Raw genomic sequence first — 15,154 nt, forward strand, 5'->3', positions numbered from 1 at the left:
ATATATTTATTACTTTTTAGCTATTTAAATGTTAATTCTTTTTTTAGTTTTTTTAATGCTTTTTTTTCAATCCTAGAAACATAAGATCTTGATATTCCAAGCAAACTTGCTATTTCTCTTTGAGTTTTACACTTTCCATCAATTAACCCATATCTCATTTTAATAATTTCTCCTTCTCTTTCATTTAAAGAAGTATTTATTTTAGAATACAAAGCTTTAATTTGTAAATTAGTTTCAACTTTATCAATAACAGAATCCTTATCACTACTTAATACATCTATTAAACTTATTTCATTCCCTTCTTTATCTACTCCAATTGGATCATGAAGGAAAGTTTCTCCTTTTTGCTTTTTACTACTTCTAAATAACATTAAAATTTCATTTTCAATGCATCTAGATGCATATGTAGCTAATCTTGTACCCTTCGATGCATCAAATGAATCAATAGCCTTAATTAAACCAACTGTTCCAATAGATATAAGTTCATCTATATCCTTATTAGGTATTTGATATTTTTTCACAATATGCGCAACCAACCTAAGGTTTCTTTCTATTAAAACACCCTTGGCCTTTTTATCACCAGCTTTTAATAATTCTAAATACTTCTGCTCTTCTTTTTCATCTAAAGGCTGTGGAAACGTATTATTACCTGAAATATATCCAGCCAAAAACACATTAGCACACAACAATTCTAATATATTACCAATAACTATCACTAAGCTTCCTCCTAGTAGTGCTTATTATATAATATGATAGTTTTTGAAAATATTGCTTAAAGAATTTAAATTAATTTTCTTGACACACTTGTTCGTTACGTGGAAGCGAAAAAATGAAATATTTATTTTCCAGTAACCGTGAAATTAATATTTCATTTTTTCTTCTCTCACGTAACTACTTATAATATACTCCCTTGCAGTTAATATCTTTTGCTACATATTTATATGACAAGTCGTTAACTCTTAAAGTAGTATTGCAGTTCAGCAAGTGGAAGAGAAAATATTAATGATATTACCGGAAGGAATATCGTAATTAAGTTTTAGAATTTAATTGTTTTTGGAAGAAAAGGAGCGTTAAGAAACTGAGGGAACAAAGTGACTTTCTAAGCTTTAGCTCTTTTTCTGTAAAAAACAATATAAATTCTTAACGCAAATTACACAATTCCTGGAGGTCATATCATTAATTTTTCGGCTCCACGTGACGAACAATATTATTGCATTATGGATTTAATAATATCTCTATAAATAGGTGCAGCTGTATTTCCTCCACCTAATTCATTTCCATTTGCATCTACACCATTTATATTTGGTGCTACAACAACTAATGTGTACATTTTGTTATTTAACTCAAAATATCCAGCAAACCAACCATGAGTAGTAGCACCACCTTCACCTGTAGCAGTACCTGTTTTACCACCTTGTATTATCCCTTCTATTTTTGCTGCTGAACCTGTCCCTTGCAAAATGACATTCTGCATACTATTTTTAACTAACTTTGATGTAGTTGAAGTAAATATCCTATTTTGTTCATTTTGAATATTTTCTATAACATTATTATCTTCATCAACAATAGCTTCTATAAGTGATGGTTTGATGTATATTCCATCATTTACTACAGCATTAATAGCTCCTGCAATTTGAAGTGGTGTTACTGTGATACACTGACCTATTGCAAAGTTACTAATCCCATCACTAGGCTTAGCCATTACCCCTATAGCTTCTTCTCTATTTTCTCCTGCTAGGCCTAAGACTTTATTATATAAACCTAAATTAGTAGTATATTTTAACATTTTTTCATAACCTATCAATTGTCCCATCTTTGCAAATATATCATTACATGAAACTTCAAAAGCTTGATTTACTGTTAAAGTTCCATGAGCATACGATTTACCTCCATTACTACAAATTTCCCCACTACAATAAAAAGTGTCATCCATATTAATTAATCCTTCATTTAAAGCAATAGCTTCTGTTATAACTTTAAATATAGATCCTGGTTCAAGACCTAACTGTCCTATACCTAAATTAACATTTGCTTCAGATTCATCCTTCTGCACCATAGCCTTTATTTTCCCAGTATTTGATTCTAAAAGAACTACTCCTACATTATCTAAGTTATTATAATCATCACCATTTAAAACATTTTTTATTTTACCTGACCAACCATCATCAATAGTCAGTCTTATATTTTTATTATTTTCCCCATAATTAGTATCATTGCTCATATATATAGATTTCTCATCTAAATGAAATCCTATTGTTGGCCTTTTATTATCTTTAATTATATCTAAAATGTTCTCTTCAAATGAATCTTTTAATGTATTATCTTTATTTATAGATGCAATTATATTTTCTACACTCCATCTTTCCTTTAAATCTAACTCATTATAAACATAAGTATATATTCCCTTTATATCATTTAATTTATTTATCTTTTCATAAGTTTCTTTAGTTATAGTATAATAAAGCTTCCCACTTTGATTCATTATATCAGTGAAGTTAAATTCTTCATCTTCTGATTTCATTATAAAATTTAAAGCTAATAAATCTTGTAATGTTTCTTCATAGTTATTTAATTTAAAAGGTTTTGTATCAAGAACCATAATATACTTATTTTTATAGTTTATAAGGCTATTTCCATTTGTATCAAACAACTTATAATTAGTATCACTAGTATATTCCACTTGATGATTTTCAAGTTCCCCTTGAACAGAAGTTGTTGGATATATCATTAATACATATAATCTTATAGTTAAAGCAATAAAAATGCTGAAAAATCCAATACAAACAATTAGTGATTTTTTATTATCAATTTTATATCTATACAAAAAAACACCTCCTTTAGCTAAATTCTAGACTAAAATGAGGTGTTTTATTCAAATTACTTAAGTATATCTCTAATTTTTGCCATTAATAAATCTATTGCAACATAATTATGTCCACCTTCTGGAATAATTATATCAGCATACTTCTTTGATGGCTCTGTAAATTGAAGATGCATAGGTCTAACAATGCTTAAATATTGGTCAACTACTGATTCAACAGTTCTTCCTCTTTCATTTATATCTCTTACTAATCTCCTTAGAATTCTTATATCAGCATCAGTATCTACATAAACTTTTATATCTAGAAGATCTCTTATTCTTTCATCTTCTAATATTAAGATACCTTCAACTAAAATTATATCTCTCGACTCTACAGTAGTAGTTTCTTTAGCTCTATTATGAACAGTAAAATCATAACTTGGCTTTTCTATAGATTCTCCTTTTATCAATTTCTTTAAATGCTCAACTAATAAATCATTATCAAAAGCCATTGGATGATCATAATTTGTTTTAACTCTTTCTTCCATAGATAAATGACTTTGATCCTTATAATACATATCTTGTTGTATCATTGCTATACAATCTTTTGAAAAATTAGAATATAAGACATCAGCTATTGTACTCTTACCAGATCCTGTTCCTCCAGTAATTCCTATTAAAATAGGTTTATTCATTTGTTAGACCTCCTTAATTGTTATTAATATTAATAACATTGTTTGCTTTTACAAGCATATCATTAACTTTTAATGGTGTATCAACTTTAACAGTAAAAATCATATGTGCTCTATTAGCAACATCAGTTTTTCTATCTTTATCTAAATCATACATATCTTCAAGTCTAATCTTAAAATATGGTACATCGGCTCTTAAAACTTCAACCTCTTCATCTTCAAATACTCTATTTTTTTGAAGTACTGTTGCAGTTTTAGTTTCATGATCATAAGATTTTACCATACCGACAATTTCATAATCTCTAACATATCCTGCATCATCATAATTTTGCTCTCCATTTATTCCTAAATAGAACCCTGTATGATATGGTCTATGACTTACTTTTCTAAGCATATCCATCCATTCATCCTTAAACTTATAGTTACTTGGGTTTTCCCAGTAACTATCTAATGCTTCCCTATATGCCTTAACGACAGATGCTACATAGAATTCACTTTTCATTCTTCCTTCAATTTTGAAAGAATAAATACCACTCTTAACAAGTTCAGGTATATAATGAATCATGCATAAATCTTTTGAATTCATTATATATGTTCCGTTATCATCTTCTATAACAGGATAATATTCGCCAGGTCTAGTTTCTTCAACTAAATGATATTTATATCTACATACATTCCCACAGATACCTTTATTAGCATCTCTTTTTATCATGTAATTTGATATTAAACATCTTCCAGAATACGCAACACACATTGAACCATGAACAAAAGCTTCAATATCGCATCCACTTGGAATATTTTCAGTTATTTCATTTATTTCTTTAAATGTTAATTCTCTAGCTAATACAATTCTTTTAACACCTAAATCATACCAGAATTTAGTTGCCATCCAGTTAACAGTATTAGCTTGTGTACTTAAATGTATTTCTAATTCAGGTGCTACTTCTTTACATATAGCAATTAATGATGGATCAGCAACTATAACTGCATCTACACCTATATCATAAAGACCTTTAATATATTCTCCCGCTGAATTCAGATCATGATTTCTTGCAAAAACATTTAATGTTACATATATTTTCTTACCTCTATCATGACAATACTTAATTCCCTCAATCATTTCTTCATTAGAAAAATTATTTGAAAAGGCTCTAAGGTTTAATTTACCTCCACCTATATATACAGCATCTGCTCCAAAATCTATAGCTATTTTTAGCTTTTCTAAATTACCAGCTGGCGCTAATATTTCTGGCTTTCTCATACTGTTACCTCCTTCTTGTAATTGCAATTCCATCTCCCATAGGAATTACTGACGTTATTAAACTTTTATCTTGTGAAACTAGTTCTAAATAAGTTCTCATTCTCTTAACTATTGTGATTTTTCTTCTCTTAACTAATTCATCACTTGCAACCATACCTCTAAATAAAACATTATCAGCAATTATTATACCATCATCTTTTAAGAGTCTTAAACAGTGTGGTAAAAAATGATTATAATGTCCCTTACCTGCATCCATAAAAATTAAATCATATGGTTCTTGTAGCTTTTCTAATATTTCAAGACAATCCCCTTCTTCAATAACTATCTTATCTTCAAGACCAAAAGATTTTATATTTTCTTTTGCATACTTTATCATTTCTTCACTTCGTTCTATGGTAGTTATATGAGGATTTGTTCCTGCTGAATCATGCATTATAATTGCAGAATAGCCAATTGCAGTACCAAGTTCTAATATTCTTAATGGTTTTTTCATACTAACCATAAATTCTAAGAATTTTATTGTTTCTTTTTGAGCTATAGGCACACCATTTTCTTTAGCAAATACTTCTAGCTCTTTTAGTCTTCCTTCACTTTCTGGTATTAATCCTCTTATATATTCCTCCATATAATCGTAGGTAATTCCACTCATACTAAACCTCCGTATATGTTAATATCCTAACTCTTCTTTTTTCTTTAAAAAGTCATCATAATTATCAGTAAAATAATGTTCATCATCTGTCGCTAATAGATAAAATAAATAATTTGTACTATCTGGATTTAATGCAGCTTTTATAGATGGAGCACCTGGATTACATATTGGCCCTACCGGTAATCCCTTATACAAATATGTATTATACTTTGATTCAATTGCTAAATGTCTATTTCTTACACTTTCTATATAATATCCATGTGCATAAATTACAGTTGCATCAATTTGCAATGGCATATCTTGCTCTAACCTATTGTAAATTACAGATGCTATTAAAGGTCTATCTTCATCTACTCTTGCTTCTTTTTCAATAATAGATGCTATATTAATTATCCTTTCAATATCATCCTCTTTAACATCAAGGCCTTCTGTTATTTCACCCCATACCTCTTCAAATCTATTTATCATTGTTTTTATTATGTATTCTGGTTGAACTCCAATTTCAAAATTATATGTATCTGGGAATAAAAAACCTTCTAAATTATATCTTTTATCTGCATTATCCTTTACATAAGATGGTAGCGGATAACTTTTTACTACGTTTAAAAATTCATCCTTTGTACAAATACCTTTTTCCTCTAACCTAGCTGCTATATCTTCCACATTGAACCCTTCTGGAATAGTTACAGTTATTGCATTTGTATTATTGGGATCCTTTAAAGTTTCAGCTATATCATTTATTGACATACCTTTATCCAAAGTATGGCTTCCTGGAATCACTTCTAAATCAAGTCCTGTTAACTTAGCATAAATTTTTATTATAAATGGACTTTTAATCTTCTTTCCACTAGAAAGCCTACTTATAATACTATAAAAACTATCTCCATCTTGGACATTTACTACTTCTGAGTCTGAAATTTTAAGTGGGTTTTTAATTGTTGATATAAACACAGAAGCTAAAGCTATTACAATAATTAATAATAAAATAATTAAAGTTCTACCAGTTTTTTTAGCTCTTTTCCTAGTTAAATTTCTTCCAGTATCTTTAGCCCTTTTTTTCGTTAATGTTCTACCGGTATTTTTAGTACTTTTTTTCATAAATACCCCCTGTATTTAAAAGTGAATAGCCAAATTATTTAGCTATTCACTATTATAATACTTTTATATGAAATTATAAACAATTTACATAATTATTTTTTACTTCTGCTTATCATTCTCTTTCTTTCAGCAGCATCTAAGTATCTTTTTCTAATTCTAATGTTTTCTGGAGTAACCTCAACTAGCTCATCATTTGCGATAAATTCAATTGACTGCTCTAATGTTAATGTAGTAACTGGTACTAATTTAACAGCATCATCAGATCCTGAAGCTCTTGTATTAGTTAATTTTTTACCTTTACAAACATTTATATCTATATCTTCAGCTCTAGAACATTCTCCAACAACCATTCCTTGATATACTGGTGTTCCTGGAGTTATGAATAACTTTCCTCTTTCTTGAGCATTGAATAATCCATAAGCAATAGCTTCACCTTGTTCAAATGATACTATTGAACCTCTACTTCTTGATTCAATTTCTCCCTTATATGGAGCATAACCTTCAAATACGTGGTTCATAATACCATTACCTTTTGTATCTGTCATAAATTCATTTCTAAATCCTATAAGCCCTCTTGCTGGAATTACGAATTCTAATCTAGTATATCCATTAACTGCTGATGTCATATTAACCATTTCAGCTTTTCTTGGTCCCATTTTTTCCATAACAGCACCCATAAATTCTTCTGGTACGTCTATAGTTAAGTATTCCATAGGCTCTAACTTTTTACCATTTTCCTCTTTAAAGATAACACTTGGCTTAGAAACTTGTAATTCAAATCCTTCTCTTCTCATTGTTTCAATAAGAACTGATAAGTGAAGTTCTCCTCTACCTGATACTTCGAAACAGTCTGGAGTTATTTCTTTAACTCTTAAACTTACGTTAGTTTCTAATTCCTTCATTAATCTATCTCTTAAGTGTCTAGATGTAACGAATTCACCTTCTTTACCTGCAAATGGTGAGTCATTAACCATGAAATTCATGTTAAGTGTTGGCTCATCTATTTCAACGAATGGTAAAGCTTCTGGGTTAGATGCATCAGCTATAGTTTCTCCTATATTAGCATCCATAATACCGCTTACTGCAATAATATCTCCAAGTCCAGCTTCTTCAACTTCTTCTCTCTTTAATCCATTATAACCAAATACAGCAGTTATTTTGTAGTTTGATTTACTTCCATCTTGTCTAACTAAAACAACATTCTGATTTTTCTTAACTTTTCCCCTATGTACTTTACCAATTGCAATTTTACCAACAAAAGCATTACTATCTAAAGTTGTAACTAGCATTTGGAAAGGCCCGTCTATATATCCCTTTGGTGGTTCAACATGATTTATAATAGTCTTAAATAATGGTTCCATTCCCATATTTGTATCTTCTACATTATATCTTGCAAAACCTTCTCTAGCAGAAGCATATATAATTGGGAAATCTAATTGCTCATCATCAGCACCTAATTCTAGGAATAAATCAAATACTTCATCAATAACTTCTTCTGGTCTAGCATTTGGTTTATCTATCTTATTTATAACAACTATTGGTTTTAACTTTAGCTCTAAAGCTTTCTTTAAAACGAACTTTGTTTGTGGCATTGGTCCTTCATAAGAATCAACAACAAGTAAAACTGAGTCAACCATCTTAAGTACACGTTCAACTTCTCCCCCGAAATCAGCATGTCCTGGTGTATCAACGATGTTTATTTTTATTCCATCGTACATAACTGCAGTATTTTTTGAAAGAATTGTAATTCCTCTTTCCTTTTCTAAATCATTAGAGTCCATTACTCTTTCATCCATTTTTTCATTTGATCTAAATACGTGACTTTCTTTAAACATAGCATCAACTAACGTTGTCTTACCATGGTCAACGTGAGCTATTATTGCTATATTTCTAATATCATCTCTAGTTATTAATTCCATTTAATTTCCTCCATTAACTTTTATTAATGAATTTAAAATATTAATATTCAAATTCATTTTTATTTTAAAGGCTTATCTTACTTTTGAAGTAAAGCAGGCTAAAGGTAATGAAACCTCCGCTACGCTATATCATTGAAAATTCAAATTACTAAATATTAAACTTAGCCTTCTACCTTTGTAAACCTATAAATATTTTGCCCAAAAAGAAAATTGGATACACTCGTATCCAATTTTCAAATCTATCAATTATTCTACTATTAACTTTGTTACTTGTCAACTAATACTTATATTTCCATAATAATTGGTAAAATCATAGGTTTTCTCTTAGTCTTTTCATAAAGATAAGATCTAAGTTCATCTCTTACATTCGATTTTAATGTTGCCCAATCACTTATATTCTTTTCTTCACAATCAAACAAAATATTTCTAACAATATCTCTTGCTTCATCCATTAAACTTTCAGATTCCCTTACATAAACAAATCCTCTTGATATAATATCTGGACCCGCAACTATAGTTTTGTTTTCTTTAGATAAAGTTACAACTACTGTTAATATACCATCTTGAGATAAATGTTTTCTATCTCTTAATACTATATTTCCAACATCTCCAACTCCAAGTCCATCAACAAAAACTTGCCCTGAAATAACACTTCCATTCTTTTTAATACCACTTCTAGTAACTTCAATTATATCTCCAACATCAGGTATAACTACATTTTTAGAATCTACTCCTAATTTTATAGCTAATTCACCATGTTGTTGTAAGTGTCTATATTCACCATGAACTGGTATAAAATGTTTTGGTCTAACTAAAGTTTGCATAAGCTTTAACTCTTCTTGGCAAGCATGACCTGAAACGTGGATATTTTCCTGTGATCCATATATAACTTCTGCACCTTTTTTAAATAATTGATTAATAACTTTTGATACAAGCTTTTCATTTCCTGGAATAGGTGTTGCTGAGATAATTATTGTATCACCTTCAACAATATTTACTTTTCTATGCTCTGATGCTGCCATTCTTGATAACGCAGACATTGGCTCACCTTGACTTCCAGTAGTTATAATAACAACTTGATCATTATTATACTTATTGATTTGATCAATAGATACTAAAGTATCTTTATCAACTTCAATATAACCTAATTCTATAGCTACATTCATTATATTTTCCATACTTCTTCCAGAAACAGCAACTTTTCTACCATAAACTGAAGCAGCATCTATTATTTGTTGAATTCTATGAATATTTGATGCAAATGTTGCAATAATTATTCTTCCTTTAGTTTTTCCAAAAATTCTTGTTAAACTTTCTCCAACAATTTTTTCTGAGTTTGTGTATCCAGACTTTTCAACATTTGTAGAGTCTGCCATCATTGCAAGTACTCCTTTTTTCCCTAGTTCTGCAAATCTTGCAAAATCCATAGGTTCACCATCAATTGGTGTGTAATCCACCTTAAAATCTCCTGTATGAAGTACAACTCCTAATGGTGTGTGTACTGCAATTGCAACAGAATCAGCAATTGAATGGTTAGTTTTTATAAACTCTACAGATACTGAATTTAACCTAATTACATCTCTTGGCTTTACTCTTACAAGTTCTGTTGAACTTAATAAACCATGTTCTTTAAGTTTAGTTTCTACTATTCCTAATGTTAGTTTTGTTCCATATACCGGAACATTTAATTGTTTTAAAACATATGGTAACGCTCCAATATGATCTTCATGACCATGAGTTAAGAATATTCCCGACACCTTTTCTTTATTTTTTATAAGGTACGTTATATCAGGTATAACCAAATCTATTCCGAACATATCTTCATCTGGAAACTTAAGTCCACAATCTATTACAACTATATCATTTTTATATTCTATAGCTGTTAAATTTTTTCCGATTTCATTGACTCCACCTAAAGGAATAATCTTAACCTTTGCTTTTTCATTTTTCATATGTCCCCTCCTTCTCTTTTCTATTATGTATTTCAAAATATATAACTACTATTTAAAATATCCCTTTACTCACCTTTTTGTTTTTCGCAACATTTAGAACATATCCCAAAAAACTTTACACTATGATCTAAAATTTTAAATCCATATGTATTTTCAATTCTATATTCAAGCTCATCTAAAAGATCATCTTGAACCTCAAATACAGCTTTACATTCATTACATACTAAATGATGATGTCTATGTTCCTCTTCACTATGAACAAGTTCATATCTACTACATCCATCATTTAAATCTAACTTAAATATAACACCGACCTCTTCTAATAATAATACAGTTCTATATACTGTTGCTAAACCTATATCAGGACATATTTTCTTAACCTCATCATAAATTTCTTCTGCTGTTAAGTGCTCTCCCTCTTTTTCAATGATTACATCTAAAATAGCTCTTCTTTGAGGCGTTAACTTATATCCTTTTTGTTTTAGGTTTTCTTTTAATAATTCAATATCTACATTAACTGTGCTCATATACTTAACACCTCATTTCTTTTATTCTTCGTCCATGAAAATAGTGTTATAAGCTTCTTCTATCGCAGCTAACTCCACTTCATTTTCAATTAGTTCAAACATATCATTATCTTCTTCATCTTTTATTATTTTTAAAGCAAATGGATTTTCATCTTCATATCCTTGTTCTTGAGCTATAACATACTCACTTTTTTCTCCCGTCTCAGGATTTACCATATCAAAGAATGCTATTACATTTAAATTTATCTCATTTCCATCTTCATCAAATAATTGTATAGTTTTTAAATCTTTTTCCATTCTACAAACTCCTTTTTCATCTGAATTGTTTATTATATTATTACACAAAATATTAAAACTGCAAATATCTTAATTTAATTAGTAATTAAGATTTTAAAATTAGTTATTGTTTTTTATAACAAACTATTTACTAAGTCTCAACTTGTCAAGATAGCCTTGTAATATATATGTTGCCGCTATTTTATCTACAATTTTCTTTCTTTTATTTCTTGAAAGATCTGCTTCTAACATTGCTCTATGTGCAGCTACTGTTGTTAATCTTTCATCCCACATTTCTATTGGCAATCCAGTCTTTTCTTTTAATAACTCAGCAAACTCTAATGCTTTTTCACCTGATTCTCCAATAGTTCCATTCATATTTTTAGGCAAACCAACAACTATAGTTTCTACCCCATATTCATTACATATTTTATGTATTTCTTCTAAATCTTGTTCCTTCTTAGTACGTCTTATTGTTGTAATTCCTTGTGCTGTCCATCCTAAAGGATCGCTTAAAGCAACTCCTATAGTTTTTGAGCCCATATCAAGTCCTAATATTCTCATAGAAACTCCTTTGTTTAATTAAAAAACTAATTTCTTAATTTATTTTATCAAATTAATTTTGGATAAAATAAAAGTGCCCGCTTAACGGGCACTTTTATTTTATTTCTAGATAAGATTTTATTACCTCTTCAAGTATTTCATCTCTTTCAAGTTTTCTAAGTAAAGCTCTTGCTCCGTTATAACTAGTAATGTAAGAAGGATCCCCCGAAATTAGATAACCTACCAATTGATTTATTGGGTTATATCCCTTTTCCTTCAATGCTGTATATACATCATTTAAAATTGATTTAGTTAAATCTTCTTTGTTAATGTTTAAGTCAAATTGCATTGTTCTGTCAAGATTATTATCCATATCCTCCGCTGCTTACTTAGCAGCTTCACCCCCTTACGAAAGTTTTTTATTTATTTTTAATCATTAGAAATTTTTATACAATCTTATTATTTATATTATATCCTAAATTAACATAATTGTATACTCTATAAAAAAACTATTTTACTAAATTCTCTATTGTTTTGAACGCAACTTCTATAGATTGTGGTATATTTTCAGGTTTCTTACCACCAGCTTGAGCCATATCTGGTCTTCCACCTCCGCCACCACCAACAACAGTAGCTACTTCTTTAATAATTTTACCACAATGTATTCCTTTATCTAATACATCTTTAGTTGCCATAGTAACTAAATTAACTTTATCTCCTAATTTACTTACTAATACTACAACTCCTGAATTCATCTTACTTCTGATTTTATCTGCTAAATCTCTTAAAGCATTACCATCTACACCTTCAAGTCCATATGCTATAGCTTTAACTCCATTTATTTCTCTAGCAGAGTTTAAAATATCATCTAATGCCCCACTTGTAAGCTTAGATTTAAGTTCAGCAATTTCTTTATCTTTTTCCTTAAGTTCTGCACCTTGAGTAGATATTTTCTTTAAAACATCCTTTTCAGTACATTTAAGTGCTGCACAAGCTTCTTTTAATAATCTTTGCTTTTCTTCCATGTATTTTATAGCAGCTCTTCCTGTTAAAGCTTCTATTCTTCTAATACCAGCAGCAACCCCTGTTTCAGAAACTATTTTAAATAGTCCTATTTCTCCAACATTAGATACGTGAGTACCACCACAAAGTTCTTTAGAGAATTCTCCTGCAGCTACTACTCTTACTTTATCACCATATTTTTCATCGAATAATGCTGTTGCTCCAGATTCCTTAGCTTCTTCAATTGTCATAAGCTTAGTTTCTACAGTATCAACTTCCATTATCTTATCATTAACTAAATCTTCAACCTTTTGAATTTCTTCAACTGTCATAGCTTGGAAGTGAGTAAAGTCAAATCTTAATCTTTCATTATCTACAAAAGAACCTGCTTGATGAACATGAGAGCCAACAACTTCTTTTAATGCAGCTTGTAACATATGAGTTGCTGTATGGTTTTTACAAACACTAGATCTTCTCACCTTATCTACACTTAAGTTAACCTCTTCACCATTTTTTATGCATCCAGCTTTAACTTCAACATAATGAACAGTCTTTCCACCAACATTTTTCTTAGTGTTGTATACATAAGCTGTTCCGTTAGCTCCAGTAATCATACCAGTATCACCAATTTGACCACCCATTTCAGCATAAAAAGGAGTCTTATCAGTTAAGATGTAACCTTTGTTACCTTCAGTTAATTCATCAACAAAAGCTTCATCAGTTGCAAGAACTACAACTCTTCCAACACCTTCTGTAGAAGTATATCCAGTAAATTCAGTTTCAACATCAGCTTTTACCTTATTTATTGGATTTTCATCAGCTCCCATGTAAGAAGTTTCTCCTCTTGCACTTCTAGCTCTCTCTCTTTGAGCTTCCATTTCCTTCTTGAATTCTTCATGATCAACAGTCATTTCTTTTTCCTCAAGAATTTCTTCTGTTAATTCTAGCGGGAATCCGTAAGTATCATATAATTTAAATGCTTTTTCTCCAGAAAGTACTGTAGATTTAGCTTCTTCTAATTCCTTAATATATCCATTTAAGATGTTCATTCCACCATCAATAGTTTCATTAAATCTTTCTTCTTCTAAAGTTATTATCTTAGTTATATAATCTTTATTTTCAACTAATACTGGATAATTTCCACCATAGTTTTCAACAACAGCATCTACAACATCTTTTAAGAATAATCCCTTAATTCCAAGTAATCTTCCATGTCTTGCAGCTCTTCTTAAAAGTCTTCTTAAAACATATCCTCTACCTTCATTACTTGGCTGAACACCATCTGATATAAGCATAGTTACAGCTTTAACGTGGTCTGTTACTATTCTTAATGATATATCGCTATTAGCATCTTTTCCATATTCTACACCTGATAAAGAAGATACTTTATTTAATATATTCTTTACTGTATCAATTTCAAATATGTTATCAACACCTTGCATTATAGTTGCAATTCTTTCAAGTCCCATACCAGTATCTATATTTTTGTTCTTTAATGGAGCATAGCTTCCATCTTCTTGTTTATCAAATTGAATAAATACTAAGTTCCAGAATTCAACTATTCTATCAGCATCAGAAGCAGCTACAAAATCATCTACATTTGTAACAGGAGCTACATCTACACCTCTATCAAAATGAATTTCTGTACATGGACCACATGGACCAACTGTTCCAACTTCCCAGAAGTTATCATCTTTACCTAATCTAAATATTCTACTTGGATCTATATCTGTCTTAGTAGTCCAAATTTCATATGCTTCATCATCTTCTAAATAAATTGTTACATATAATTTATCCTTAGGTAATTTTAAAACTTCAGTTACATATTCCCATGACCATGGAATAATTTCATTTTTAAAGTAATCTCCAAATGAGAAATTACCTAACATTTCAAAGAAAGTACCGTGTCTTGAAGTCTTTCCTACGTTTTCTATATCACCAGTTCTAATACACTTTTGGCAAGTTGTTACTCTAGTTTTTGGTGGTTTTTGTATACCTGTGAAATATGACTTAAGTGGTGCCATACCTGCATTTATTAATAATAAACTGTTATCATTTTTAGGTACTAATGGAAAACTTTCCATTCTTAAATGTTCCTTAGATTCGAAAAAGCTAATAAAACTTTCTCTTAATTCATTTGCTCCCATGAATTTCATGATTTTTTCTACCTCCAAAATTCTTCTATTAATAATTTAATTATAAATTAAACTAATTCTTAAATTTATTTATAATTAGGAATTCAACCAATAAAAAAAGTCTCCATCCCTAAAGACAAAGGGACGAAAACTTATAACTTCCGCGGTACCACCCTAATTATGTACATAAATACATCACTTAAAGTAAAAAAAGCTCCAAGATAGCTTCAATATGCTAAATAAGAAGTTTTCACCATCCACTTCCTCTCTTAATATTTACATCATATTTACTCATTCTTT

13 protein-coding genes and 1 other annotated feature (1 of these 14 running past the window's edge) are annotated in these 15,154 nt (G+C 29.6%); all 13 genes read right to left on the bottom strand.

Going from position 1 to position 15,154, the window contains the following annotated elements; genetic code table 11:
* Window positions 1-20: 20 nt before the first annotated feature.
* Complete coding sequence (gene sigK, locus Q0Y03_RS02720) at window positions 21-716, bottom strand: RNA polymerase sporulation sigma factor SigK (RefSeq protein WP_297712303.1); 696 nt, start codon at window positions 714-716, stop codon at window positions 21-23.
* Between the two features lie 491 nt (window positions 717-1,207).
* Complete coding sequence (locus tag Q0Y03_RS02725) at window positions 1,208-2,824, bottom strand: penicillin-binding transpeptidase domain-containing protein (RefSeq protein ID WP_297712304.1); 1,617 nt, start codon at window positions 2,822-2,824, stop codon at window positions 1,208-1,210.
* A gap of 53 nt (window positions 2,825-2,877) precedes the next feature.
* Window positions 2,878-3,495: a uridine kinase gene (udk, locus tag Q0Y03_RS02730; RefSeq protein ID WP_297712305.1), complete on the bottom strand. Its 618-nt coding sequence runs from the start codon at window positions 3,493-3,495 to the stop codon at window positions 2,878-2,880.
* A 13-nt stretch (window positions 3,496-3,508) separates the two neighbouring features.
* Complete coding sequence (locus Q0Y03_RS02735) at window positions 3,509-4,753, bottom strand: U32 family peptidase (RefSeq protein WP_297712306.1); 1,245 nt, start codon at window positions 4,751-4,753, stop codon at window positions 3,509-3,511.
* 4 nt (window positions 4,754-4,757) lie between these two features.
* Entirely contained in the window at window positions 4,758-5,402 is a 645-nt protein-coding gene (locus Q0Y03_RS02740) for an O-methyltransferase (protein ID WP_297712307.1), read from the bottom strand.
* A gap of 18 nt (window positions 5,403-5,420) precedes the next feature.
* Window positions 5,421-6,500 carry an endolytic transglycosylase MltG gene (mltG, locus tag Q0Y03_RS02745; RefSeq protein ID WP_297712308.1) on the bottom strand — a complete coding sequence of 360 codons (1,080 nt, stop codon included), beginning with the start codon at window positions 6,498-6,500 and terminating at the stop codon, window positions 5,421-5,423.
* Between the two features lie 92 nt (window positions 6,501-6,592).
* Window positions 6,593-8,419 (bottom strand): translational GTPase TypA, encoded by a 1,827-nt coding sequence (gene typA / locus Q0Y03_RS02750; RefSeq protein WP_297712309.1) that lies wholly within the window; start codon window positions 8,417-8,419, stop codon window positions 6,593-6,595.
* 284 nt (window positions 8,420-8,703) lie between these two features.
* Window positions 8,704-10,371: a ribonuclease J gene (locus tag Q0Y03_RS02755; protein ID WP_297712310.1), complete on the bottom strand. Its 1,668-nt coding sequence runs from the start codon at window positions 10,369-10,371 to the stop codon at window positions 8,704-8,706.
* 65 nt (window positions 10,372-10,436) lie between these two features.
* Window positions 10,437-10,898 carry a Fur family transcriptional regulator gene (locus Q0Y03_RS02760; protein ID WP_297712311.1) on the bottom strand — a complete coding sequence of 154 codons (462 nt, stop codon included), beginning with the start codon at window positions 10,896-10,898 and terminating at the stop codon, window positions 10,437-10,439.
* Between the two features lie 21 nt (window positions 10,899-10,919).
* The gene (locus Q0Y03_RS02765) at window positions 10,920-11,195 is read right to left on the bottom strand and encodes a DUF1292 domain-containing protein (protein ID WP_297712312.1); all 276 of its coding nucleotides are present in this window, start codon (window positions 11,193-11,195) and stop codon (window positions 10,920-10,922) included.
* 123 nt (window positions 11,196-11,318) lie between these two features.
* Entirely contained in the window at window positions 11,319-11,738 is a 420-nt protein-coding gene (gene ruvX, locus Q0Y03_RS02770; protein WP_297712313.1) for a Holliday junction resolvase RuvX, read from the bottom strand.
* A gap of 94 nt (window positions 11,739-11,832) precedes the next feature.
* Window positions 11,833-12,090, bottom strand: coding sequence for an IreB family regulatory phosphoprotein (locus tag Q0Y03_RS02775; RefSeq protein WP_133014261.1), 258 nt, complete (start codon window positions 12,088-12,090; stop codon window positions 11,833-11,835).
* Between the two features lie 136 nt (window positions 12,091-12,226).
* Window positions 12,227-14,875: an alanine--tRNA ligase gene (gene alaS / locus Q0Y03_RS02780; RefSeq protein ID WP_297712314.1), complete on the bottom strand. Its 2,649-nt coding sequence runs from the start codon at window positions 14,873-14,875 to the stop codon at window positions 12,227-12,229.
* 116 nt (window positions 14,876-14,991) lie between these two features.
* Window positions 14,992-15,154, bottom strand: a binding site (T-box leader); it runs 13 nt beyond the window's last position.

This window comes from Clostridium sp. (assembly GCF_026168755.1).
GTDB lineage: Bacteria > Bacillota > Clostridia > Clostridiales > Clostridiaceae > Clostridium.

Bases quoted from the DNA above. Each gene is read 5' to 3' on its own strand.
- ruvX (WP_297712313.1), bottom strand. From the start codon at position 11,738: ATGAGAATATTAGGACTTGATATGGGCTCAAAAACTATAGGAGTTGCT.
- Q0Y03_RS02735 (WP_297712306.1), bottom strand. From the start codon at position 4,753: ATGAGAAAGCCAGAAATATTAGCGCCAGCTGGTAATTTAGAAAAGCTA.
- Q0Y03_RS02765 (WP_297712312.1), bottom strand. From the start codon at position 11,195: ATGGAAAAAGATTTAAAAACTATACAATTATTTGATGAAGATGGAAAT.
- mltG (WP_297712308.1), bottom strand. From the start codon at position 6,500: ATGAAAAAAAGTACTAAAAATACCGGTAGAACATTAACGAAAAAAAGG.
- Q0Y03_RS02755 (WP_297712310.1), bottom strand. From the start codon at position 10,371: ATGAAAAATGAAAAAGCAAAGGTTAAGATTATTCCTTTAGGTGGAGTC.
- Q0Y03_RS02760 (WP_297712311.1), bottom strand. From the start codon at position 10,898: ATGAGCACAGTTAATGTAGATATTGAATTATTAAAAGAAAACCTAAAA.
- Q0Y03_RS02775 (WP_133014261.1), bottom strand. From the start codon at position 12,090: ATGGATAATAATCTTGACAGAACAATGCAATTTGACTTAAACATTAAC.
- udk (WP_297712305.1), bottom strand. From the start codon at position 3,495: ATGAATAAACCTATTTTAATAGGAATTACTGGAGGAACAGGATCTGGT.
- alaS (WP_297712314.1), bottom strand. From the start codon at position 14,875: ATGAAATTCATGGGAGCAAATGAATTAAGAGAAAGTTTTATTAGCTTT.
- Q0Y03_RS02740 (WP_297712307.1), bottom strand. From the start codon at position 5,402: ATGAGTGGAATTACCTACGATTATATGGAGGAATATATAAGAGGATTA.
- typA (WP_297712309.1), bottom strand. From the start codon at position 8,419: ATGGAATTAATAACTAGAGATGATATTAGAAATATAGCAATAATAGCT.